This is a genomic window from Candidatus Chryseobacterium colombiense, from assembly GCA_029203185.1.
Lineage (GTDB): Bacteria > Bacteroidota > Bacteroidia > Flavobacteriales > Weeksellaceae > Chryseobacterium > Chryseobacterium colombiense.
In genome coordinates, this window is sequence record CP119310.1 from 1818925 (window position 1) to 1840024 (window position 21100).

The window sequence follows — 21100 nt, forward strand, 5'->3', positions numbered from 1 at the left end:
CAAACCTCAATAATATCCCATTTCTATTGAGGCCATTTTGCCAATCGCTTCAAATATGCCTGAACCGTATTTTCCAATCCCATATATAACGCTTCTGAAACCAGAGCATGCCCAATGGAGACCTCCAACAGATTCGGAATATGATCTGCAAAATATTTTAAATTATCTAAGCTTAAATCATGACCTGCATTTAGACCCAATCCATAATCAGTAGCTACGACTGCGGTTTCGTAATAAGGTTTAATAGCCAATTCTTTATTTAATGTATAGTTTTTTGCATAAGCTTCTGTGTACAATTCAATTCTGTCTGCACCGGCTTTTGCTGCATATTCTACCAACTCGGGATTAGGATCCAGGAAAATAGAAGTACGGATTCCTGCATTTTTAAATTCAGCAATGATTTCAGTAAGAAAACTTACATGTTTTAGGGTATCCCAACCTGCATTTGACGTAATGGCATCATCTGCATCCGGAACCAAAGTTACCTGCTCCGGTTTCACCTCTAAAACCATATCAATAAACTGACGATGGGGATTCCCTTCAATATTGAATTCTGTAGTTACAAGTGGTTTAAGATCATAGACATCTTTTCTGGTAATGTGTCTCTCGTCCGGTCTCGGATGAATCGTGATTCCCTGTCCTCCAAATTCCTGAATTTTAACAGCTGCTTCTGTTACACTTGGCGTTTCGCCTCCTCTTGCATTTCTTAATGTCGCAATTTTATTGATATTGACACTTAGTTTTGTCATTTTTACTATTTTAAATTTTAATATTAACCTGCATCACTTCCAGATCAAATTCCTTAGAAGCAACTAACAGATGATCAAAAATATCCGACTGAATCTGTTCAAAATGTTCCCATTTCGAATCATTGGTAAAGCAGTAGATTTCCAAAGGCAATCCTTGCGATGTAATTTCCATTTGTCTCACCAACACAGTTTCTGACTGATCGATATTTTTATTATTTCTGAGATATTCGTATGCGTATTTTCTAAAAGTCCCAATATTGGTAAGCTGCTTTCCATTAATAATTTTATCCGGATGCGTCATGTTACTTCTCTGTTCATTCAGCTCATCTCTTTTTCGTAAAAGATACTCTTTCAATAAATTAATTTCCAGCAATTTATCAAACATTTCATCATCTAAAAACTTAAATGATTTTATATTGAAAATGATAGATTTTTTTATTCTTCTGGTATTACTTTCAGACATCACCTGAAGATTTTTCACCTCTGTACTCATGAGATCATACGTGGGAATTGTAGAGACCGTTTTATCGAAGCTCTGAATTCTGGTGGTAAGCAGAGTAATATCCTCTATTGTTCCTTCCAGGTTATATTTAGGAATTCCGATCCAGTCACCGACTTTCATATTTTTAGAAGTTGCCACGTGAATACCTGTCACAAAACCTAAAATAGTATCCCTGAAAACTAACACCAAAACCGCTGTAATTGCCCCTAAACTTCCTACAATAGTGGTTCCTTTGATCCCAAAAATTACACAGATCCCCACAATTGAGAAAATAAAGATTCCAAGGATTTTCATGGTTTCCGAAATAGCATTTAACGCCATTATCTTGTAAAAATCCTGCTTTATGCTAAAATAATTTCTAAAAGCAGTTAATCCTCGATACAACATTCCCGCAAAGATCAAAACCACCCCTAAATTAATGGATCTGATGATAAATGTATTCGTTATAGGAATTGCTTTCGGAGGAAATATAAAAGCCTGTAGACTCGCCACAACTCCCAAAGCAATAAAATGAGCTACAGAGTTGCTTACTCTGGATTCATAAATGGATTTAATGACAGGGTATTTTTTCTCATTCTGAAAAAAACGGAAAATAAAATTAATGACAGGCTTTAATATAAAATCTACCAGTAAAAACAAGGCAACAAGCAACGCCAGTTTTACAATCAGATGAACAACCCAGTCAAAACCGGCAGGCGAAATCTTGCTTATATAAATATAAAGCTGATAGCTAAGATCCTGTATAAAGTTTCTTGTTTCTTGTAGTTGATCATTCATCACAGCAAATTTAGGAAAATTAAGACTGAGTTTTATTACAATTTTTCTATCAATTTTCGTCCCAAAATTGATTATCCCATAATATTTATTACGAATATTTCAAAAATATCAAATTCACTACAACAACGATAAACAAATAAAAATTTAACTAAAAATAAACAATATAAATTAATTATCTTAAAAATATTACGCATTTAACAATTTTATATCAATTATTTATTTACATTTGATTAAAACTAAACAAATCAAAATCAAATACATATGAGAAAACACTACTTATTTATTATGCTGTGTGCATTCACAGTTTTAATTAATTGTAAAGGAGATGAGTCGATCATCACTCCCGACGAAAATCCTTCCACGGTTCTCCAAACCGGAAAAGTTGAAGGAAGAGTAATGGCCAACAACGGAACAAAACCTATCGGTGGAGCTCTTGTTTTCACAATTGACAGTGACAGCAAAGTATACAACACGTATTCTGATGCTAACGGAAATTTCAGTCTTACTGCTCCGGAAGGCAATACTATTCTTCACATTCAGACCGGCGGCGGACATAATTTCAGAACAGAAATTCCGATCACTGTAAAAAAGAACGAAACCCTTACCATTCCTGTTACAGAATCTAAACTTACACAGGTTGCTAAAATGGCTTATGTGAAAGGAAGTTATGATAAGATTGAAGACATTATTACCGCACTGGGATATACAGCCACAGAAATCACTTATCAGGATCTGAAAAACCTTTCTAAAATTGCACAGTATGATATTATCTTTCTGAATTGCGGATCCAGAGGAACAACCCAAACAGGAACCAGCACTCCAAGCAATGATGCATTGGTGTATACCAATCTTTCAACTTTTGTAACCAATGGAGGAAGTTTGTATAGCTCAGACTGGGCTTCTGCCTATCTTGTAGGAGGCGACACGAATACAACGACATGTAATGCTCCCGGAGGTTTCATTAATGACAATTTACTTTGCCTAAAAAATACAGGATCAGTAGGAATGTATGCTGGCTGTACAGTTTCAAATACAGCTTTGGCAACTGCTATTGGCTTCAATACACTAGACATTAATTATGATTTAACAGCGTGGGAAAAAATCCAGACTTATGATCCTACTTTCTGGGAAGTATTGGTAGAAAAAAACAACGAGGCTCTAATGATCCGTACAGGGCATTACACCAATGCTTCTGCTCCTCAAACGTCGGTAGGAACATCCAGCAATAATAATTATATGACAATCTGCCATCACACTTCCAATGGGAATAATATTACCATTACAATCAATGCAAATGCATGGGCAGCTCATCAGGCTCACGGAGATACACAAGGTCCTTGTTCTGGAGGAAATTCAAACAGTGGCAAAATTTATTACACCACTTTCCATAATCACGCCACCGGAAATATCGGTAAAGCTGAGCCTATTCTGGAATACGTCATCTTAAATCTTTAGTCTCAATCATAAACGTAGTGTAAACATGCGAAGTGGCTTTTTAAAAAGCCACTTTTTTTATATCTTGCATAGACAATTAAAGAAATGGATACAGCATTAATCAATATTTTCTGTCTGATTTTATTAATCATAGGAATTTTAGGAACTTTCCTGCCTATTCTACCCGGATTATTACTAAGCATTTGCGGACTATTAATTTATAAATTCGGAACTGATGCTGACTTACCGATGATTTACATTTGGGCATTCGGAATTTTAACCTTAGTTTCTGTAGTTTTGAGCTATGTAATTCCTGCAAAAACGACAAAAAAATATGGTGGAACCCGTTGGGGAAGTATCGGATCTGTAGTAGGAACCATTGTAGGAATGTTTTTACCTATTCCGCTAGGTTTTCTGATTGGAATGTTTGCCGGAGTTTTTATCGGGGAATTATTACACGACAGCAAAGACATGAATAAAGCCCTAAAATCCACCAAAGGAGCCTTCGTTGGATTTATCTACGGGACAGGTTTCAGTTTTGTAGTCGGTGTGGCAATGTTTTTGGTTGTAGTTTTAAATATGCTCAATATTATTTAACAAAGAAATTATGTTACACAAAACCATCATATTCAGTTTAGGATTATTGTTTTTAATCAACTGTAATGCTCAAAAAGAAACCAAAACCTCAACAAAAGTGAACGTTGACAAAACCGGAGTGACACAAGCAAACAGCAAAGACGGAGAAATCATCTACTTCAGTGAAGGTGAAAACAAATTTCTGAAAGAATATCAAATGAATGTAACCTTCAAAGGAATTTCTGAAGACAGCCGTTGTCCGAAAGACGTAAATTGTATTTGGGCGGGAGTTGCCGTTGCCCAAGTTGAAGTGATGGGAACTGCAACACGACCAATGACTCTAAATCTTGCAAGTATTGATAACAAAGGTAGGAATTACAGTACATCAACGGATTTCAATGGGTATACGATTTCCTTAGTTGATATTCAGCCTTATCCCGGAGCAGCAGAAGGAACCAAAGCACTCAACGGAAAATATAAAATCGGGATTACCATCAAAAAGGCAGGAGAAACTCCTACCACGAAACAGGCTTCTTCCCTTTTGAAATAAGGTATTCGTTAATTTTCGAAAAAGGTTTGCTTCCGAAAAATCCTCTGTGAACAGAAAACGGAGACGGATGTGCAGATTTCAAAATAAAATGCTTAGCCGGATCGATGAGTTCGGCTTTTTTTTGTGCAAAAGCGCCCCACAATACGAAAACTACATTCTCTTTTTTATCCGAAATTTCCTTAATAATAAAATCTGTGAATTTTTCCCAGCCCAAATCTTTGTGGGAGTTCGGAGAATGGGCACGAACCGTAAGTGTAGCATTCAACAACAAAACACCTTGTTTCCCCCAGTCGTCCAACTCTTTTGAAGTTCTTACTATTCCCAAATCATCCTTTAACTCAATGAAAATATTTTTTAATGAAGGCGGTGCAGTAACCTGTTCGGAAACAGAAAAACACAACCCATTTGCCTGGTAATCGTTATGATAAGGATCCTGCCCGATAATCACTACCTCAATATCTTCGAAAGGCGTAATTTCCAACGCCCTGAAAATCTGATTTTTCGGTGGGAAAACTTTTGTTGTCGCATATTCGTGTTTTACTTTTTCCCAAAGATTGGTAAAGTATTCTGTTTTTTTGATGGGGGCTAATATTTCTGTCCAGGTCATTTTTAAATTTATCTATAAATATTAATCTTCTTTATTTTCTTTACATAATCGTATCCCAAAGCTCCTTCTGATAATGTCAGTTCAATCAATTGATTATTGGAGATATTATCATACAACTCCTTGCTTATACTTAATCTCTCGTCATTATCATATTTTGTTTTAATAAATATTTCATACGATTTACCGCCCTTTGAGCCATTATTAATGTATTTTTTATTTATTTCAACACTTTCTTGTCTGTCATTTGAAGTAGCGAATTTATAATTAATAAAAACACCCAGAGATGAAACTAAAAGAGTAAAAAAAATACAAAGACTCAGAATATTATATACCTTTTTAACACTATCAAAACTATAAAAAAATGATAAAACAAAAATTGTCAAGATATTTAAAATAAGACCTGAAAAGGCTAATTTCCAAAACAATTCATATCCTCCTAACGTATTTTCATAATACTTCCCGAATACAAGAACACAAATTAACGCAGGAAGAAAAATATATTCAAATTTTCCGCCAATTAATTTTCTAGATCTTTTAATATTTATTTTTACTATAATATCTGATAAATTATATGACAATAAAAAAAAACTGGGAATAGAAATAAAAAAATATCCGACTTCTTTTATTGAAGTAAAAATAAGAATGACAGAAAGTAGAATCAATAAAATATTTTTTTTCATCGTTTTTTAACTGTTATTTTTTCCATCAACTCATACAAGAAATAGATTATTTCACAAAAAATAATCCAGATAGATTTTTCTTTTTGTCAAAATGACAATTAAAGCATTATTTTCTCAAGCTAAAAACAAGATTATCCGGAAACCCTTCATCTTCTCTCCCTTCTTCCAACACAAAATCATATTTTAAAAGAAGACCTTTCGAATTTTCATTGAATTTATTGGTCATAGCAACCATCTCCTGCAAATGTAAATCATTAAAAGCAAAATCCAACACCGCCTTCAACGCCTCAGACATGATTCCCTGCCTGTGATAATCGGGCAATAATTCGTAACCGACTTCAGCTACTTTTCGATCTTCAGAAAAATTGTACAGGCAAATGGTTCCGATAATATTGGATTGACTTTCTAAAGAAACTCCCCAATAAAAAGATTGGTTATTTTTAGTTTTTTCTTTAATGGTTAAAATAAACTGAAGCGCATCATAATTATTTTTCGGAGAATTTCTCTGCACAAATTGATTAATGACCTCATTACTTCGAATTTTAAAAATATCTTCAACGTAATTTTCGTTGATTTCCTTCAATATAAGACGTTCAGTTTTAATCATTTTTATAATGTTTCATTTGATATTTTATATTCTCAAGAGAATGATATTGCTCTTTATGCAGTTTTCCTAAATTATAACTTTCTTCATCAAAACAGCTTATAAAAGCCTCTATGAAAGCTCTTCCATACGTGTTTTTTCTGAAACTATCAATCACATCAAAACCTATAAATGTAATTTCAAAAACAAAATTCAAACTTTTCCCTTTTAATGCAGAAATATATAATGTAATAAAATTTGCATAATTTTTAATTTCCTCTATGTGAATATCGTAAAGTTCTTTGGGAAATAAGTTTTCGTCAACCTTCCAATCGATGTATGAAGTATAGTCTTCCAGAGAACTTGTATTTATTTCTCTTTTGTAATTTTCTAATTCATAAAGATTAAATTCAATAAAGGCATATTGATGATGTTTTCTGTATTTCTGCATACCATGCCGCTTTTCCAGGTTCCAATCAATAATCTTATCATTGATGACAAACACTCTTTGAGAATTGTAAATTTTTTGATCAATACTTTCCATTTTTTATAATTTTTTTTCAATTATAAATTTTGTAAATATCTCAAATATACGTAATAATCACATTTTCTCACTAAATTTGCAGTGTGTATATAAATAAAGAAGATTTAAACGAATTAGAGTTTCCGCAATTGCTCGCGGAAATTTCTCCCTTTGCGTATTCTCCGAAAACAAGAGAAAAAATTCTTCAACTTCGTCCGATGGAAATTGACGAGGCAGAACTTTCATTGAAAAAAACTTCCGAATATCTATCGAGTTTTGAAAGTTCAAATGCGATTCCTTTTGATGAATATGAAGATATTGAAAGTGAGCTTAAGCTCATGTTGATCGAAAACTATCGTCTTGAAAATTCCGCTTTCATCAAAATAAAAACACTTACGGAACAAATCGGGAAACTGCAGAAGTTTTTCCCAACCATGCCTGAAACTTTTCCTACCTTAATTCAGGATGTTTCTGTATTGGAATTCAAAAAAGAAATTATTGATAAAGTTGATAAAGTTTTTAACCGTTTTGGTGAAGTAAAAAGTGAAGCTTCTCCCATTTTAAAAGCTTTGAGAGCAGAAATACAAGTTGCTAAAAAAGCCATTCAGGAAAATTTCAACAAAGCTTTGTTCAATTACGGGCAGAGTGACTTTTTGGATGATATTCGTGAAACGATTATTGATGATCAGAGAGTTTTGGCAGTAAAGTCTGCCTATAAGAAAAGAGTTGCCGGAAGAGTTTTAGGACTTTCAAAAACGGGTTCTATCACCTACATGCAGCCGGATTCTGTAGTAAAGCATCATTTTAAACTTAAAGAAAGCGAAGAAGAAGAGAAAAAGGAAATTGACAAAATCCTGAGGAAATTAACCGCTGAACTGGCGGAATTCCAACCTCAGCTTTGGAGATATCAGAAATATATTTTCGATCTTGATTTAACAAGAGCAAAAGCCAAGTTTGCAGAATTAATCAATGGAGTTTTACCGAAAATCAACCGTCATAAAACGCTACGGTTAAAAGAGGCTTACCATCCTTTATTATTTTTAAGAAACAAAGCGGAAAACAAAACCATTTTCCCTCAAACCCTTACTTTAACGGATCAAAACAGAATTATCTGTATTTCCGGACCGAATGCGGGAGGAAAATCGATTACATTGAAAACCGTCGGATTGCTTCAATTGATGATTCAAAGCGGAATTTTGGTTCCGACGCATCCGAAATCCGAAATGTTTTTCTTCGATAAGATCATGACCGATATTGGTGATAATCAATCTATTGAAAATCATCTTTCGACCTATTCATCAAGGTTAAAGAAAATGGGCGGAATCATCCGTGAAGCTGATGCTGAAACGTTGTTATTGATTGATGAATTTGGAACAGGTTCCGATCCTGAATTAGGTGGTGCTTTGGCAGAAAGTTTCCTTGAATTTTTCTATGATAAGAAGAGTTTCGCAATCATTACAACGCACTACACCAACATAAAATTGGTTGTGGAACAACTTCCACACGCGGAAAATGCAGCCATGTTGTTTAATGAGGAAACGCTGGAACCTATGTACAAACTGGAAGTGGGACAGGCGGGAAGTTCATTTACTTTTGAGGTGGCGGAAAAGAATAAAATTCCAAGATTTATCATTCATTCTGCGAAGAAAAAAGTGGAGCATGATATTGTGAACCTTGATAAAACGATCGTGAAACTTCAGCAGGAAAAATATGAGGTGGAAAAACTGAAAACGGATCTTGCAGAAAGAAAAGAATCCGTAGAAGACAAGCGTGATAACCTGCAAAAATTGAATGAACAGCTTCAGCAAAAATTGTTCAATTTCCAGAAACTGTATGAAGAAGAGCATCGAAAACTGCAGTTTGGAAACAAGATTGAAGCTTTTATAGACAGTTATGTAAAAGGGAAATCCAGAAAGGACGTCGTAAAAGATTTTGTGAAGATTCTGGAACAGGAAAAGTTCAGGAAAATCGGAGCAGATAAAGATGAAAGTAAGCGTCTTCAGGTGGTGAAGAGAAAGATCACCCAACAGTTGAAGAAAGAAGAAGTTATTGAAAAAATAACTGAAACCAACGAAAAGCTTGAAGAAAAACGCAAAACCGACCGTGCTCTTTGGATGAAAGTCGGACAACGTGTTCGTATCACAGGAAGTACAAGTGTCGGAACAATTGAAAAAATTTCAAGAAATAAAGTGATCGTCAATTACGGAACGTTCAAAACAACCATTGATGCTGATGAACTGGAAAGGATTTAATGGAAATGATAACGGTAAACACTCATATTACTTTTAAGGATTTTCTGATGTTTAATGTAAAAAATTCATTGACAAGGATTCTTGTTTTCCCATTATTAGCTTTGGTCTTTTTTATGATAAAGCAATGTATGGAAGAAAGTGATGAGAGCAATATTTTAGGATCTGCTTCGATGTGGTTTCTTGTTGTATTTCTTTTCATCGTTATTCGTTCGTACTTCCGTTTAAAGAGTGCTTTTTATTCGAATAAGAAGATCCAGGAAAATATTTCTTATACATTTACTGATGAAAATATTCTGAACAAAGGAGAAACTTTTGAAGGAGAATTTGGCTGGGATACGGTTTACAAGGTTAAAGAAAACAAAGAGTGGTTTTTAATTTACCAAAGTGCTCATGTCATGAATATGGTTCCGAAAAAACACTTTACAAAAGATCAGATTTCAGAGCTTAGAAGTATCATCAGAAATAATCATGTGAAGGCAAAGCTTAGAAATGATTAAAAATCAGTTTGAATAAAAAAAGAGCGCCTTAATTGACGCTCTCTTTTTTATTTTTTGATGAATTTTAATTTCATAGAATTTATCTGAATAAAATAAACTCCTTTTAATAAGCGACTAACATTTACAGTTTTATTTTTAATTTTTACTCCACTTATTTTTTGCCCGGCTGCATTATAAATTTCAAAATCTGAATCGGAAGTAATTCCTGAAATATTTAGAATGTCGGAAACAGGATTGGGATAAATATTTACCTCTTCTATTTTTTTTAATTCATTGATCGCTAAGTTACTCGAAATAAAATTCACTAAGTAATCTTCAGTTTCACCATACGTATAAATACCACACCCTGTTGAAGACATCACAGAACTTACCAAAACTCTCATTGTAGTTCCACATACACCATTAATAGCTGCAAGAGGAACATTAAAATTCGCAGAGACAGGTGTAGAAGTATTTCCCGAGGTCTCCATAATTTTTTCAGAACTTTCAAAAGTTCCGTTTGCGTTGAAATCTATCCATGCACTTACCGTTGTTGCTACAGCCTGAGTACCAGTCCAACTTGCATTTACAGAAAGAATATTTCCTACACTTCCAACATTGAGATTAATTTTCCGTGCAGAATCTCCCCGATAATCCATATAATTCAAAGCATTTGAATTACTTATCATTTGAAGAGCCCCTACTGGCGTAACCGTGACATTAGATATATGAACTAAATTAGAGTCTGTAGAAGCTGATTGACAATATTTATAAAAAGTAGTAAAAGTTACAATATTAGAAGTATCTCCTGTTGCTGTTTCTTTTATGCGAACTTCATAAGATGTGCAGGGTATGAGCGTAACAAGATTTATAATATTTACGTTCGTATAAAAGAATGCCCATGCATTAGAACCAACAGGCCTAAATTCTACTGTAAAATTACTAACCCCAGCTATAGCATCCCAAGATACTGTTGCTGTACTGGTAGTAACTGTAGATACATTAACATTTGTTGGCACCGTAAAAGCTATTTGAGCTTTTTCTTCCAAAGTTTTGGCCTGAAAAAGTACTGTTGCAAATAATAAAATGAAAAGTAAATTTTTTATCATATTTTATTTTTATTGAAATATTAAATAAAAATAAATATTTTTTCTTTATCATTACCTGTTATAAAATCAAAATACCCATTAAATGATTCGGGATTTAAAAATTCTTACCATCTTTTATATAAAACTGCTTATTCCCGCCATTCTATTTTCTTTACTCGTAAATATACAGCTTGGTTTCACTGTCGGTAATTTCGGATTTTGTTTTCTTTTATTTTTACCAACCTTACACTTTTTGATCTATGAGGTAAGGTTAAAAGATGAGTATTATTTTTATGCTAATTTCGGATTTTCAAGATTATTGCTTTGGATTTTCACCGTTATATTAAGTCTAATTGTAAATATTAGTTGTCAGTTTTATGCATAAATTACATGTAGACAGTCTCACGAAATCTTTTGATGGAAATAATATCTTAAAAGATGTTTATATCAGCTGCGAGACAGGAAAAGTTGTCGGAATCCTAGGAAGAAACGGTACCGGAAAATCAACTTTACTCAAAATAATTTTCGGAACATTGAAAGGAGATTATCAGTATATAAGAGTGGATAATAAAGTTCTTCAGGATCAATGGGACAGAAAAGATAAAATTGCCTATCTGCCACAAGATTTCTTCCTTCCAAAAAGTGTTAAGATTAAAAAATTAATCCCCATTTTCTGTAACAGTGAAAATTCGAAAAAATTAATGGAATTAGATCTGATGAAACCTTTTCTCGATGAAACGTCAAGAAATCTTTCAGGAGGTGAAAAAAAAATTATGGAAGTTTTGTTAATTATTTTTTCTGACTCCAAATTCATTTTGCTGGATGAACCCTTCAACGGATTGTCCCCTAAAATGACCAGTGAAATGCAAAAGCTTATTAAAGAACAATCAAAAGAGAAAGGAATAATTATTTCAGATCACCGCTATCAGGAAGTACTGGATATTTCAGATGAAGTTTATCTGCTTTCTGATTCTCATTTAAAACCCATTAAAGATTTAAAAGAATTGCAACGCTATAATTACCTTCCGAAAAGTATTTAATTTATATATTTGAACTATCAAAAAATTTTTAAGATGATTTCTCTGAACAAAGCATTTTGTATCTCTATCTTCAGTATTTTTTCTTTAGCTTCTGTAAAAGCTCAGAATAAGGTACCTTTCGGAGTGGTAAAAGCTGAGGAAGGCTATGCAATGGTGCGTGTTCATAAGGATGATTACCGAAAAATCGTTGATAAAATCCGTATGAAAACCGGTGACGTATTTGTCTACGTAAAGCCAGCTCCGGGAGAAACAGAATGGATATGGATCAAATATCCGGAAAAAGATGATACAGACAAGCCTTTTGTAAGATACGACAGCATTACAAAGGAAGGGATGGTGAATAAAAACCGCATTGTTTTTGTAGACCAGCTACCTAAATTCACTCCTTCTAAATCTAAAAACGGAAAATCTTTAATTTTCACAGACGATACGAACCTTAAAATCCCCAGCAACCAAAGAAGTAAAGTCATTATTGATATTTATCCTTCTTATGCCCATATTAAGAAGCAGGAAAAAGATGCTGAAGGAAATATCATTAAAATTGATAAACAGAAAACATGGGGAATCGGAAAAGAGCTTCCTGAGGGAATGACTGAAATAAAGTCTATCCGTGTACAGCAACCTGGAAGAGGTTCTGTTTTTGTAAGAGATGCCATCAAAAATCTGTTTCAGCCTACCATGGATTTTGACAAGGTTGGAGTTACTGCTTTGGATCAGGATCACATCTTTTTATACATGATTAATGGTTCCGGAGAAAACCGGTATGTCACTTTCTGGTCTATCAGACAAGGAGCGGCAATCAGTCAGATTATTTACAAAAACCCTGAATAATCCCTTAATTATTCTTATTTTTGCTTCCGAAAAAGTTTTACAGCTTTATTCATCATAGAAATTGGTTCTGCTTAGCTGCTGATTAAAAGGGAATCGTGTGAAAATCACGAACTGTCGCGCAACTGTAAGTAACTGAAGTCTTTATTAAAAATCCACTGTGCAACAGCATGGGAAGGAAATAAAGATGTTATGAGTCAGGAGACCTGCCTTTTCTTTAAACAAAAAACTTTCGCGATCTGAAGTTTATTGATCTGATGGATTTTAACAGGAATATCTATGTTCCTGCTATTCTTCTGTTATTTTAATCTATTTCATCTCGCTTTAATTAATAATGAAATATGACTACAGAAGAAAGAATTGAAGCATCAGAAACCCGAATTTTCAAAGCAGTTTTCCCCAACACAACCAATCATTACGATACGCTTTTCGGAGGTACAGCGATGCAACTCATGGATGAAGTGGCTTTTATTGCAGCTACACGATTTGCAAGAAAGCGTGTGGTAACCGTAAGCAGTGATAAAATTGATTTTAAAAGATCTATTCCCGCAGGAACGATTGTTGAACTGATCGGAAAAGTTGCTCACGTCGGAAAAACAAGTATGAAAGTTAATGTTGAAATCTATACGGAACAGATGTATTCCTATGAAAGAGAAAGGGCTATTGTAGGGGATTTTACTTTTGTAGCCATTGATGAATTTAAGAAACCAATCTCAATATTATAAAAGTTTCCGGCGACCTGCGGTCGCCGGAAACCATATTTTCGTCATGTTTATTATGAGTTTCGGCGGGCAAAGCCCGCCGAAACTTTTTTATTATAGCCCTATAATTTTAGTCCTTATTTTATAAATTATCTCAAAACTTTCTCAGATTCAAGGCTAAGATTTAATAAATGGTGAAACGCCTCTCCCATTTCATCAGAAGCTCTCACAATGGCATTTTCCAGCATATTTCTGATTTGTTTTTCCGTTACCCCGGCTTCTGTCCAGCTTTTTCCTGAAGTATGGGAATTCAGGATGAAAGGCATGATTCTGTCGATCGCACAGGCAAAAATAGCATCCGGAGTTTTTTCTTCTTCGAATTCCAGCCACAGATTAAAGAATTCTGTACGCAAAGGTTCATCTAAAATTCCAAAAATCTTTTGAGCAGAAATTTTCTCTCTTTCAAATTTACCCACCATTGCTGCTTCATCAAATAAGAATGTATCTCCGGCTTCTATTTCCACCAAATCGTGAATGGAAAGCATTCTTATGACTCTTAATAAATCAATATCTGCCCTGTTTTTCGCGTAAGGAAAAAGAATCTGGGCTAAGATAATAATCTGCCATGAGTGTTCCGCCGTATTTTCTCTTCTGGTATCATCTGCGTTATAATTTCTTCTTTGTACATTTTTCAGGGTATCTACTGCCAAGATAAAATCAATCTCCTTCTGTATCTTCATGCTTGTAATATTTATTTATTCGAATCCATTCATAGAATTTCATCAAAATTTCCGATATAAAAATACGAAATTTTAAAATTTTCAGAGAATTTTTCAATTCAAATAAAGAGTATCCAAAAACTTAATAAAATTTATTTTACTGATTTACAATTAATTAAACAAAAATATTTTAAAAATTCACTACTTTGTATTGCATAATACCATTTTATTTACATATCTTTGTAATGTAAAATCGAAATAGGATCAACTAGCTAGGTTCCGAAATTCGAAAATTATATAACTAATTAACAAAACTTATTAAAGATGAATACTGAAAATACCAAAGCGCAAATGCGAAAAGGAATTCTGGAATTCTGTATTTTAAGTCTCATCAATCATCGTGAAATGTATGTTTCCGACTTAATAGATGAACTGAAAAAAGGAAAACTGGATGTAGTAGAAGGAACACTCTACCCTCTTTTAACAAGATTAAAAAACGGCGAGTTCCTTTCATACCGATGGGAAGAATCTACAGGAGGACCTCCGAGAAAATACTACCAGATTACAGAAAAAGGTAAATTATTTTTAGATGAACTTCAAAATACCTGGAATGAATTAACAGATTCCGTAAATCAAATCACTCAAAAAAATTAAAAAACAAAGCTATGAACAAGACACTCTCAATAGGACTCGCAGGTTTTTCTTTTACCATAGAAGAACACGCATATATAAAGCTTAGCGATTACCTGAATGCACTGAGAAGCTCACTGGATGCTTCAGAAGCTGATGAGGTAATGCATGACATAGAAATCAGAATGGTGGAAATCTTCAGAGATTCTTTAGGAAAACGTGAAGTAATTAATGACACCGATGTAGAAAGAGTAATTGCACAGATCGGATCTCCAGAAAAAATCGAAGAACAGGAGGAAGCTTATTATTCTGAAAAAAATACAAAGAAAACATATTCTTCAGGAACTGAATACACGGATAAAAAACAATTGTTCCGTGATCCTGAAAGACAAAAAATAGCAGGTGTTTGTGCAGGTTTGGCTCATTATGTAGGAATGGATATTACAGCAATGAGAGCGATCTGGTTAGGAATTTTCATCTTGGGAATTTTCACAGCAGCCGTTTCTTCGACCCTTGTTTTCCTACTTTACGTAATCCTTTGGGCGGTATTACCAAAAGCAGAGACAGCAGCAGATTTCCTGAAAATGAAGGGAAAGCCTATGAACTTCGACAATCTTAAGAATGAGTCTAATAAATTGGTACAGTTTGCCAACGAATCTACTCAGAGGGTCGGAGAAATCTATAACGAGAACAAGCCTTATATCAATAACGCAGGAAGCGGACTTTGGAATGTATTCCGTTATATCTTGGGTGGAATCTTCGCATTCATGTCTTTATCTTGCTTAATCGGAGTATTTGTAGTATTCGGCTTCATGGGAGCAGACAGCGATTTCCCTCCTGTAAGCGAAATGAATTTCTATTTTGACAATGACAGTATGAAATACATCATTATGGCATTGATCACATTAGGAAGCTTGATTCCTGCAATGATCTTCGGATTATTGAGTATCAAATTAATTTCTCCTAAAACGAAATTGAGAAACACAGGATGGGTAATCGGAGCATTGTTCCTTGCATTGATCTCTTTAGGTACTTACTTCGGAATTAGCATGGCAAGACAGGAAATGTTCTTAAAAGGTCATAAAGAAGATACTGAAGAAGTTGCCATCAACACAAAATCTGACAGCATTTATGTAGATGTGAAGCAGGTAAATATTCCTCAAAACTTCAAGGGATACGATAATGATCTTTATTCCGATAAAATCTCAGTATTCAAAAAAGACTGGATCCATGTGGATGTAACAAGAAAAGCGGATATCAAAACTCCTTATTTGATCATCAAAAAAGAAGCTAAAGGATATAATCTTCCATTGAATGTAAGTGTTCCGGTAGAGGTTGTCAACAACAGGATAATTCTTCCCAACTTTGTTAAATACCCTTATGAACACAGATTCAGAGATTACAGTATCGATTATGAATTGGTAGTTCCTTTAAAAACAATTGTACTTCCTGCAAAACATGATCTTATCAGTTTCGACGGTGATTTAAACGCAGACGGAATCAATGATAATGACCAGGAAAAAGATGAAGATGGAAACATTAAAATTGAAAAGAACAAAATCACAGTAAACGGTTCAAGCATTGAATACAATTCTGATGACGAAGACAGCATTATTGTAAACGGTAAAAAAGTACCGAGCAACAAAGCCGATAAAGTAATTGATTCTATGAAAAACAGTATCAAGAAGATGAAAGGAGGCAATCTGGACATCAAAGTAAACGAAGGTAAAAACGAAATTTCCATACAAACTAAATAATTAACTGCAGAGAGTGGCAGAAGGTGTGAATGAATAACACAACCGTTTGAAATTCACACTCTTCTTCTCTCACACAAAATAAAAAATATAAATATTTAGTTCTCTATGTAAATAAAAATCTTTACATTTGTATAACAAAAAATCATAACCAAAACACTCAATAAAATATCAATAATCATGGTACAACTGGCACTAGAAATTGTAATGAAAATTGTTGATTTAATCAGCAGTCTATTTTAAGAGCGATAATATTTCAATATATTTGTAGAGTATAACCGTTTTGGTTATACTTTTTTGTTTTTAATTCAAACGATATGAGAAAGCTGATTGGCAAACTGATGCTAAAACTAATGGGTTGGAAAGTCGTCTTACAAGGCGATCCTAAAAGCCTGAACAGATGTATTCTGGTAGTGGCACCCCATACTCACAATATGGAATATATTCTGGGAAATCTTGCCTATTGGTCATTGGAAAAGCCTTTAAAAGTAATCATTAAGGATGCTCATACAAAAGCTTGGTATGGTGGATTGGTAAAAGGTTTGGGCGGAATCGGTATTGATAGAAGCCAAAAAAATGACCTGATTAACTTCGTGGCTCAACAATTTGCAAAAAAAGATTTCAGTCTGGTAATTACTCCGGAAGGTACAAGAAGCTGGGTTCCGAAATGGAGAAAAGGGTTCTATCATATGGCTTTGGCAGCAAAAGTTCCTATCGTTTTAGCGGCAGGAGATTTTAAAAGAAAAATAATTTATCTGGGCTACACTATTCCTTACGAAAGAATTGCTTCCACTCCTTTTGTTGAAATCATGGAAGAAATCCAGAATTACTATATCAAAAATGATATTGTTCCGAAAATTCCTGAAAACTGGAATCCTAATATTATAGGAAATGATACTGACGCTAGAAGCTAGAAGCTAGAAGCTAGAAGCTAGAAGCTAGAAGCAAAATTACTTTTTACTTTTTATCAACAAAAAATCACACTTTCACTATGTATAAAGATAAAACCAAAGAAGAAATATTAACATTCATAAATAACTGGGGCGACGAAACTTTTGCCAAAACGCTTGAAATAAAATTTACGGATATTGATCTGGAAAATGAAACTTTAACAGCTACAATGCCCGTATTGCCTAGAATACATCAGCCTTTCGGAATTATGCATGGCGGAGCAAGCTGTGTTCTGGCAGAAACAATGGGTTCTAGCCTGTCTAATATTTTTATCGACGGAGAGAAATATTATGGCGTAGGAACCAATATCAATACCAATCATTTAAGAAGTAAAAAAGACGGACTGGTAACAGCTATTGCACGTTTTATTAGAAAAGGAAGAACAATGCACGTTTCCGAAATTGAAATTCGTGATGAAAAAGGACAATTGATAAGCCATACTACCATGACCAATAATATCATCAACAGATAAGAAATTCAAAACAATTACATAAGACTCAAAATATTGAGTCTTTTTTTATATACTTGCTGCAACCTTTTAATTTTTTCTCATCTTATATATAGAAAATAAAAAGCTATTTATATGAAAAAACTATTATCTCCTTTTCTTGTCTTTGCTTTATGCATTTTTAATTCTTGTACCAATAACGCAAGTACAATGAATGACGAAGTTTCAAAAACACTTACACCATCTTATGATGTATATGTTGCAGGTAAAGATGACAACAAAGCCTGTTATTGGAAAAACACCCTGAAAACAGATCTTACGAATGGAGCCGATATCATTCCTTTGGAAATAATCGTTCAAAACAGTAATGTATATGTAACAGGATCTAAAGGCTCAACGCCTACAGCGATTATGCCTATCCATTTTTTTTGGAAAAACGGAACAAGATATGAAGTTAAGCAGTATCTTCACCTTCCGGCTACTGCACTAAGTGATATTACTGCCTTTACAGTATATGAAGGTGATGTCTATTTTGCCGGATATGTGGAAAATCCCAATGCAGTAAATCCATTAGAGAAATATGAACTTTGCTATTGGAAAAACGATGCTAAAAAGATACTTTCTAAAAGCCAGTACATCCCTACAGTAAAAGGTATTGCTGCAGTAAATTCAACGACAGGTACAGATGTTTATGTATCGGCCAGAATTACCGACAATAATCAAAATACAGACAGAGGATATTTTAAAAATTTGACTTTCAATTCTCTGGGCCAATCCAGTGAGGTGTATAATTTTGCAAAAAACAATAACGGACTGCATCTTCTATATCTTAAAAATAGCAACCAATATTACTCCAAAAATATTTTCACCAATTCAGATGTATATGTTGGAAATAATATCAACCCAGTAGGCGCTCTGGGACATTTAGTATCCGACAAAGGATCGAATGATCTTTATACTTATGAATTGGGAAATAATTATTACAAAAACAATACTTTAGTTTCTACTAATTTTTCATCTCTCACTAATATTCAAAATATGTTTGTGCTTAATAATAATATTTATATGATTAAATATAGTATTTCCAATGGCACTTACACCGGAAAAGTATATATAAACAGTGTGGAAGCTCAAACTATTACGAGCCTACAAAACAGTTCACAAAACTTCACAGGTACTTTCAATGCAGTGTATGTCGTAGAAAATTAAATGAATGGCAAAAATAAAAACTGACTGGCAAAAAATCTATCTCGATTATTCCCCAAAACTTTTGGGGATTTGTCGTAGATATATCCCGGATCTTTACATTGCAGAAGATATCATACAGGACAGCTTCATTACCGCCATGCAAAAAGACCATCAGCTTCACGATGAAAAGGCTCTTTTTGGCTGGTTAAAAAAAATTGTAATCAACAATTCTTTACAGTATTTAAGAAAATTCAGCAAAGACAACTTTATCAATACCGAAGCTTTGGAAATTCCAGATACGTACTCAGAAATGGAACATCATTCCCAGGAAGAAAAAAACATCTTCATTTATGATTTCTCGAATGAAGAATTATTGTCATCTATCGACAGCCTTCCGCCTCATCATAGATCTGTTTTCAATTTATACTTTATTGAAAACCATTCCCACGCAGAAATTGCCGGTTTATTAGGAATTACGATAAACACTTCAAAATCTCATCTTTTGCGGGCTAAAAAATCTATTCAAACCTACTTGCTCAATCATATTATCAATCCCAACACTCCTAAAAATAAAACAGCACAACTGCTTGTCATTTTTGGATTGGGAGGACTATTGTGGGCACAAACCTTCCGCAGTAAATTTTCAGATTTCCACATCACAACCTCTAAAAAACTGGAAGTTCCTGAAAATATAACAATCAAAACGCCTACATTTCATTCTTCACAATCAAACTTAAAAAAGAAAGTGATCATCACTTCAACCTGCATAATCATTATTATTTCCTCATTATTTTTATTGAACACACAGAACCATCTGTTTTTTCAGAATCACTCGATTCATACTGATTCAATCCAGAGAAAAAATAAGGTAATTTCTGAAAACAGATATCTAAAAGAGAAATCCGATTCCGAAAGAAGTACACCAGCAAAGACAATTAACTCTTCCATAAAAACCAAGCAGAATAAAGCAGAAAAGCTCACTATCGCTGAAGAAAAAAGTATTAAAGACAAGGGACGAACACAAAAAATACTTCTCAAAGACACTATAAAAGAAACTTCTCAAAAAGTGATTATTGTGAAAAAAATCATCAAAAGAGATACTATATTTGTAGAAAGATAAACTTATCGAGCCATGTTTTTAAAAAAGACTCTTTTCCTTTTTTGTCTCATCACCATCAACTTTTCATGGGCGCAAAAAAAGAAAAAAATAGATACGGTATATGTTTATGAAAAAGTGATTGTACACGATACGGTTTATCTGGAAAAACCTTTACGATTAAAATCAGCCAATCTAGTTATAGCTCCGTTAACGATTTCTCAAAAGGAAATAAAAGACCTATACCAGGAAAATATCGACAAACAAAAGTCTGAGAAAAAGGCAAAACGCAAAATTTTCAATACATTCCAATATGGTGTGGAAGCCGGAGTAGGATTTAAAAAATCCGCCTGGACAGCATTTGTGTCCGAAAATAAGCAACAGTTCGGCGAAAATTTAGGAATCTGGATTTCCAGAAACTTATTTGCATCTCCTTTATCTCTGTTTCTTTTAGCAAATATTTACCATTGGAATTCCACTTTTGATCTGGATGCCAATAAAGAAGATACCCTTCTCAATGGATTTTATTTTACCACAGATCAGCAGCCTTTATTATTTCAGCGTTTTAACAACAAACATTTCGAATACGCTTTACAGTTAAAAATTGCCTATGAATGGAAAAATATCCGCCCTTTTGCCGGTATCTTAGCCAATCATAATGTATACAAAATGCAGTTTCTGGTTCCTAACAATAATATTCTGAATAAATTAGACGATTTTAAGAGCCAGCAAACCAACATCGGATTTTCATTAGGACTACAATACAGGGTTTTAAAACATTTTCTTGTTTTTGCGGAATATCAACACTACCAAATGAAAAACATTTCGCTAAAAAACAGCTCTTTTGATTTTGACATTTTTAAGACTAATAATACCTTTGCAGAAAGTAAAATCAACTTCGGAATTTCTTATGTCATCTCCAAGATCTGATTTTAAAAATGCATTACA

The 21100-nt window shown here is 33.8% G+C and carries 23 protein-coding genes and 1 riboswitch; of the genes, 15 read left to right on the top strand and 8 right to left on the bottom strand.

Going from position 1 to position 21100, the window contains the following annotated elements:
* Positions 1-23: 23 nt before the first annotated feature.
* Positions 24-749: a pyridoxine 5'-phosphate synthase gene (locus P0Y62_08015; protein WEK71499.1), complete on the bottom strand. Its 726-nt coding sequence runs from the start codon at positions 747-749 to the stop codon at positions 24-26.
* A 10-nt stretch (positions 750-759) separates the two neighbouring features.
* On the bottom strand, positions 760-2028 hold the full coding sequence (locus tag P0Y62_08020) for a mechanosensitive ion channel (GenBank protein WEK71500.1): 1269 nt from the start codon (positions 2026-2028) through the stop codon (positions 760-762).
* A 261-nt stretch (positions 2029-2289) separates the two neighbouring features.
* Between P0Y62_08020 and P0Y62_08025 the strand changes: the two genes are divergently transcribed.
* The 3 genes from P0Y62_08025 (at position 2290) to P0Y62_08035 (ending at position 4588) form a co-directional block, all read left to right on the top strand.
* The gene (locus tag P0Y62_08025) at positions 2290-3483 is read left to right on the top strand and encodes a carboxypeptidase-like regulatory domain-containing protein (GenBank protein ID WEK71501.1); all 1194 of its coding nucleotides are present in this window, start codon (positions 2290-2292) and stop codon (positions 3481-3483) included.
* An 84-nt stretch (positions 3484-3567) separates the two neighbouring features.
* Positions 3568-4059: a DUF456 domain-containing protein gene (locus tag P0Y62_08030; GenBank protein WEK71502.1), complete on the top strand. Its 492-nt coding sequence runs from the start codon at positions 3568-3570 to the stop codon at positions 4057-4059.
* A gap of 10 nt (positions 4060-4069) precedes the next feature.
* Positions 4070-4588 carry a hypothetical protein gene (locus P0Y62_08035; GenBank protein WEK71503.1) on the top strand — a complete coding sequence of 173 codons (519 nt, stop codon included), beginning with the start codon at positions 4070-4072 and terminating at the stop codon, positions 4586-4588.
* Here the strand turns inward: P0Y62_08035 and P0Y62_08040 are convergent.
* From P0Y62_08040 to P0Y62_08055, 4 genes are all read right to left on the bottom strand, one after another.
* The gene (locus P0Y62_08040; GenBank protein WEK71504.1) at positions 4554-5195 is read right to left on the bottom strand and encodes a uracil-DNA glycosylase; all 642 of its coding nucleotides are present in this window, start codon (positions 5193-5195) and stop codon (positions 4554-4556) included. The two genes, P0Y62_08035 and P0Y62_08040, sit on opposite strands and share 35 nt — an antisense overlap.
* Positions 5196-5203: 8 nt before the next feature.
* Positions 5204-5875: a hypothetical protein gene (locus P0Y62_08045; protein WEK71505.1), complete on the bottom strand. Its 672-nt coding sequence runs from the start codon at positions 5873-5875 to the stop codon at positions 5204-5206.
* 106 nt (positions 5876-5981) lie between these two features.
* Entirely contained in the window at positions 5982-6482 is a 501-nt protein-coding gene (locus P0Y62_08050; GenBank protein WEK71506.1) for a GNAT family N-acetyltransferase, read from the bottom strand.
* Positions 6475-7002, bottom strand: coding sequence for a hypothetical protein (locus P0Y62_08055; protein WEK71507.1), 528 nt, complete (start codon positions 7000-7002; stop codon positions 6475-6477). The genes P0Y62_08050 and P0Y62_08055 overlap by 8 nt, the downstream gene beginning before the upstream one ends.
* 83 nt (positions 7003-7085) lie before the next feature.
* On the opposite strand from P0Y62_08055, the gene P0Y62_08060 reads away from it, so the two are divergent.
* A complete protein-coding gene (locus P0Y62_08060; protein WEK71508.1) occupies positions 7086-9233 on the top strand; it encodes a DNA mismatch repair protein MutS in 2148 nt (715 codons plus the stop codon).
* Positions 9233-9730 carry a YcxB family protein gene (locus tag P0Y62_08065; GenBank protein WEK71509.1) on the top strand — a complete coding sequence of 166 codons (498 nt, stop codon included), beginning with the start codon at positions 9233-9235 and terminating at the stop codon, positions 9728-9730. The genes P0Y62_08060 and P0Y62_08065 overlap by 1 nt, the downstream gene beginning before the upstream one ends.
* Positions 9731-9777: 47 nt before the next feature.
* Here the strand turns inward: P0Y62_08065 and P0Y62_08070 are convergent, their stop codons facing one another.
* Positions 9778-10818 (bottom strand): GEVED domain-containing protein, encoded by a 1041-nt coding sequence (locus tag P0Y62_08070; GenBank protein WEK71510.1) that lies wholly within the window; start codon positions 10816-10818, stop codon positions 9778-9780.
* Positions 10819-11174: 356 nt separating this feature from the next.
* On the opposite strand from P0Y62_08070, the gene P0Y62_08075 reads away from it, so the two are divergent.
* The 3 genes from P0Y62_08075 (at position 11175) to P0Y62_08085 (ending at position 13390) form a co-directional block, all read left to right on the top strand.
* Positions 11175-11837: an ATP-binding cassette domain-containing protein gene (locus P0Y62_08075; protein WEK71511.1), complete on the top strand. Its 663-nt coding sequence runs from the start codon at positions 11175-11177 to the stop codon at positions 11835-11837.
* Between the two features lie 33 nt (positions 11838-11870).
* Positions 11871-12668, top strand: coding sequence for a hypothetical protein (locus tag P0Y62_08080; protein WEK71512.1), 798 nt, complete (start codon positions 11871-11873; stop codon positions 12666-12668).
* 45 nt (positions 12669-12713) lie between these two features.
* Positions 12714-12894, top strand: a riboswitch (cobalamin riboswitch).
* 112 nt (positions 12895-13006) lie between these two features.
* Positions 13007-13390, top strand: a complete 384-nt coding sequence (locus P0Y62_08085; protein ID WEK71513.1) for an acyl-CoA thioesterase — start codon at positions 13007-13009, stop codon at positions 13388-13390.
* 125 nt (positions 13391-13515) lie between these two features.
* Here P0Y62_08085 and P0Y62_08090 read toward each other — a convergent pair whose 3' ends face one another.
* Positions 13516-14106 (bottom strand): HD domain-containing protein, encoded by a 591-nt coding sequence (locus P0Y62_08090; protein ID WEK71514.1) that lies wholly within the window; start codon positions 14104-14106, stop codon positions 13516-13518.
* Positions 14107-14409: 303 nt separating this feature from the next.
* Here P0Y62_08090 and P0Y62_08095 point away from each other — a divergent pair, with 303 nt between their 5' ends.
* The 7 genes from P0Y62_08095 to P0Y62_08125 all read left to right on the top strand — a co-directional run bounded on the left by P0Y62_08095 (position 14410) and on the right by P0Y62_08125 (position 21082).
* Complete coding sequence (locus tag P0Y62_08095) at positions 14410-14739, top strand: PadR family transcriptional regulator (GenBank protein ID WEK71515.1); 330 nt, start codon at positions 14410-14412, stop codon at positions 14737-14739.
* A gap of 11 nt (positions 14740-14750) precedes the next feature.
* Positions 14751-16472, top strand: a complete 1722-nt coding sequence (locus P0Y62_08100) for a PspC domain-containing protein (protein WEK71516.1) — start codon at positions 14751-14753, stop codon at positions 16470-16472.
* 314 nt (positions 16473-16786) lie between these two features.
* Complete coding sequence (locus P0Y62_08105; protein ID WEK71517.1) at positions 16787-17383, top strand: 1-acyl-sn-glycerol-3-phosphate acyltransferase; 597 nt, start codon at positions 16787-16789, stop codon at positions 17381-17383.
* A gap of 77 nt (positions 17384-17460) precedes the next feature.
* Positions 17461-17892, top strand: a complete 432-nt coding sequence (locus P0Y62_08110) for a PaaI family thioesterase (GenBank protein ID WEK71518.1) — start codon at positions 17461-17463, stop codon at positions 17890-17892.
* 111 nt (positions 17893-18003) lie between these two features.
* The gene (locus P0Y62_08115) at positions 18004-19077 is read left to right on the top strand and encodes a hypothetical protein (protein WEK71519.1); all 1074 of its coding nucleotides are present in this window, start codon (positions 18004-18006) and stop codon (positions 19075-19077) included.
* Positions 19078-19081: 4 nt separating this feature from the next.
* Entirely contained in the window at positions 19082-20176 is a 1095-nt protein-coding gene (locus P0Y62_08120) for a sigma-70 family RNA polymerase sigma factor (protein ID WEK71520.1), read from the top strand.
* Between the two features lie 12 nt (positions 20177-20188).
* Positions 20189-21082 carry a hypothetical protein gene (locus tag P0Y62_08125; protein WEK71521.1) on the top strand — a complete coding sequence of 298 codons (894 nt, stop codon included), beginning with the start codon at positions 20189-20191 and terminating at the stop codon, positions 21080-21082.
* Positions 21083-21100: the final 18 nt, after the last annotated feature.

Excerpts from the sequence above, each read along its gene's own strand:
- P0Y62_08015 (WEK71499.1), bottom strand. The coding sequence starts at position 749 with ATGACAAAACTAAGTGTCAATATCAATAAAATTGCGACATTAAGAAAT.
- P0Y62_08020 (WEK71500.1), bottom strand. The coding sequence starts at position 2,028 with ATGAATGATCAACTACAAGAAACAAGAAACTTTATACAGGATCTTAGC.
- P0Y62_08025 (WEK71501.1), top strand. The coding sequence starts at position 2,290 with ATGAGAAAACACTACTTATTTATTATGCTGTGTGCATTCACAGTTTTA.
- P0Y62_08030 (WEK71502.1), top strand. The coding sequence starts at position 3,568 with ATGGATACAGCATTAATCAATATTTTCTGTCTGATTTTATTAATCATA.
- P0Y62_08035 (WEK71503.1), top strand. The coding sequence starts at position 4,070 with ATGTTACACAAAACCATCATATTCAGTTTAGGATTATTGTTTTTAATC.
- P0Y62_08040 (WEK71504.1), bottom strand. The coding sequence starts at position 5,195 with ATGACCTGGACAGAAATATTAGCCCCCATCAAAAAAACAGAATACTTT.
- P0Y62_08045 (WEK71505.1), bottom strand. The coding sequence starts at position 5,875 with ATGAAAAAAAATATTTTATTGATTCTACTTTCTGTCATTCTTATTTTT.
- P0Y62_08050 (WEK71506.1), bottom strand. The coding sequence starts at position 6,482 with ATGATTAAAACTGAACGTCTTATATTGAAGGAAATCAACGAAAATTAC.
- P0Y62_08055 (WEK71507.1), bottom strand. The coding sequence starts at position 7,002 with ATGGAAAGTATTGATCAAAAAATTTACAATTCTCAAAGAGTGTTTGTC.
- P0Y62_08065 (WEK71509.1), top strand. The coding sequence starts at position 9,233 with ATGGAAATGATAACGGTAAACACTCATATTACTTTTAAGGATTTTCTG.
- P0Y62_08070 (WEK71510.1), bottom strand. The coding sequence starts at position 10,818 with ATGATAAAAAATTTACTTTTCATTTTATTATTTGCAACAGTACTTTTT.
- P0Y62_08075 (WEK71511.1), top strand. The coding sequence starts at position 11,175 with ATGCATAAATTACATGTAGACAGTCTCACGAAATCTTTTGATGGAAAT.
- P0Y62_08080 (WEK71512.1), top strand. The coding sequence starts at position 11,871 with ATGATTTCTCTGAACAAAGCATTTTGTATCTCTATCTTCAGTATTTTT.
- P0Y62_08085 (WEK71513.1), top strand. The coding sequence starts at position 13,007 with ATGACTACAGAAGAAAGAATTGAAGCATCAGAAACCCGAATTTTCAAA.
- P0Y62_08090 (WEK71514.1), bottom strand. The coding sequence starts at position 14,106 with ATGAAGATACAGAAGGAGATTGATTTTATCTTGGCAGTAGATACCCTG.
- P0Y62_08095 (WEK71515.1), top strand. The coding sequence starts at position 14,410 with ATGAATACTGAAAATACCAAAGCGCAAATGCGAAAAGGAATTCTGGAA.
- P0Y62_08100 (WEK71516.1), top strand. The coding sequence starts at position 14,751 with ATGAACAAGACACTCTCAATAGGACTCGCAGGTTTTTCTTTTACCATA.
- P0Y62_08105 (WEK71517.1), top strand. The coding sequence starts at position 16,787 with ATGAGAAAGCTGATTGGCAAACTGATGCTAAAACTAATGGGTTGGAAA.
- P0Y62_08110 (WEK71518.1), top strand. The coding sequence starts at position 17,461 with ATGTATAAAGATAAAACCAAAGAAGAAATATTAACATTCATAAATAAC.
- P0Y62_08115 (WEK71519.1), top strand. The coding sequence starts at position 18,004 with ATGAAAAAACTATTATCTCCTTTTCTTGTCTTTGCTTTATGCATTTTT.
- P0Y62_08120 (WEK71520.1), top strand. The coding sequence starts at position 19,082 with ATGGCAAAAATAAAAACTGACTGGCAAAAAATCTATCTCGATTATTCC.
- P0Y62_08125 (WEK71521.1), top strand. The coding sequence starts at position 20,189 with ATGTTTTTAAAAAAGACTCTTTTCCTTTTTTGTCTCATCACCATCAAC.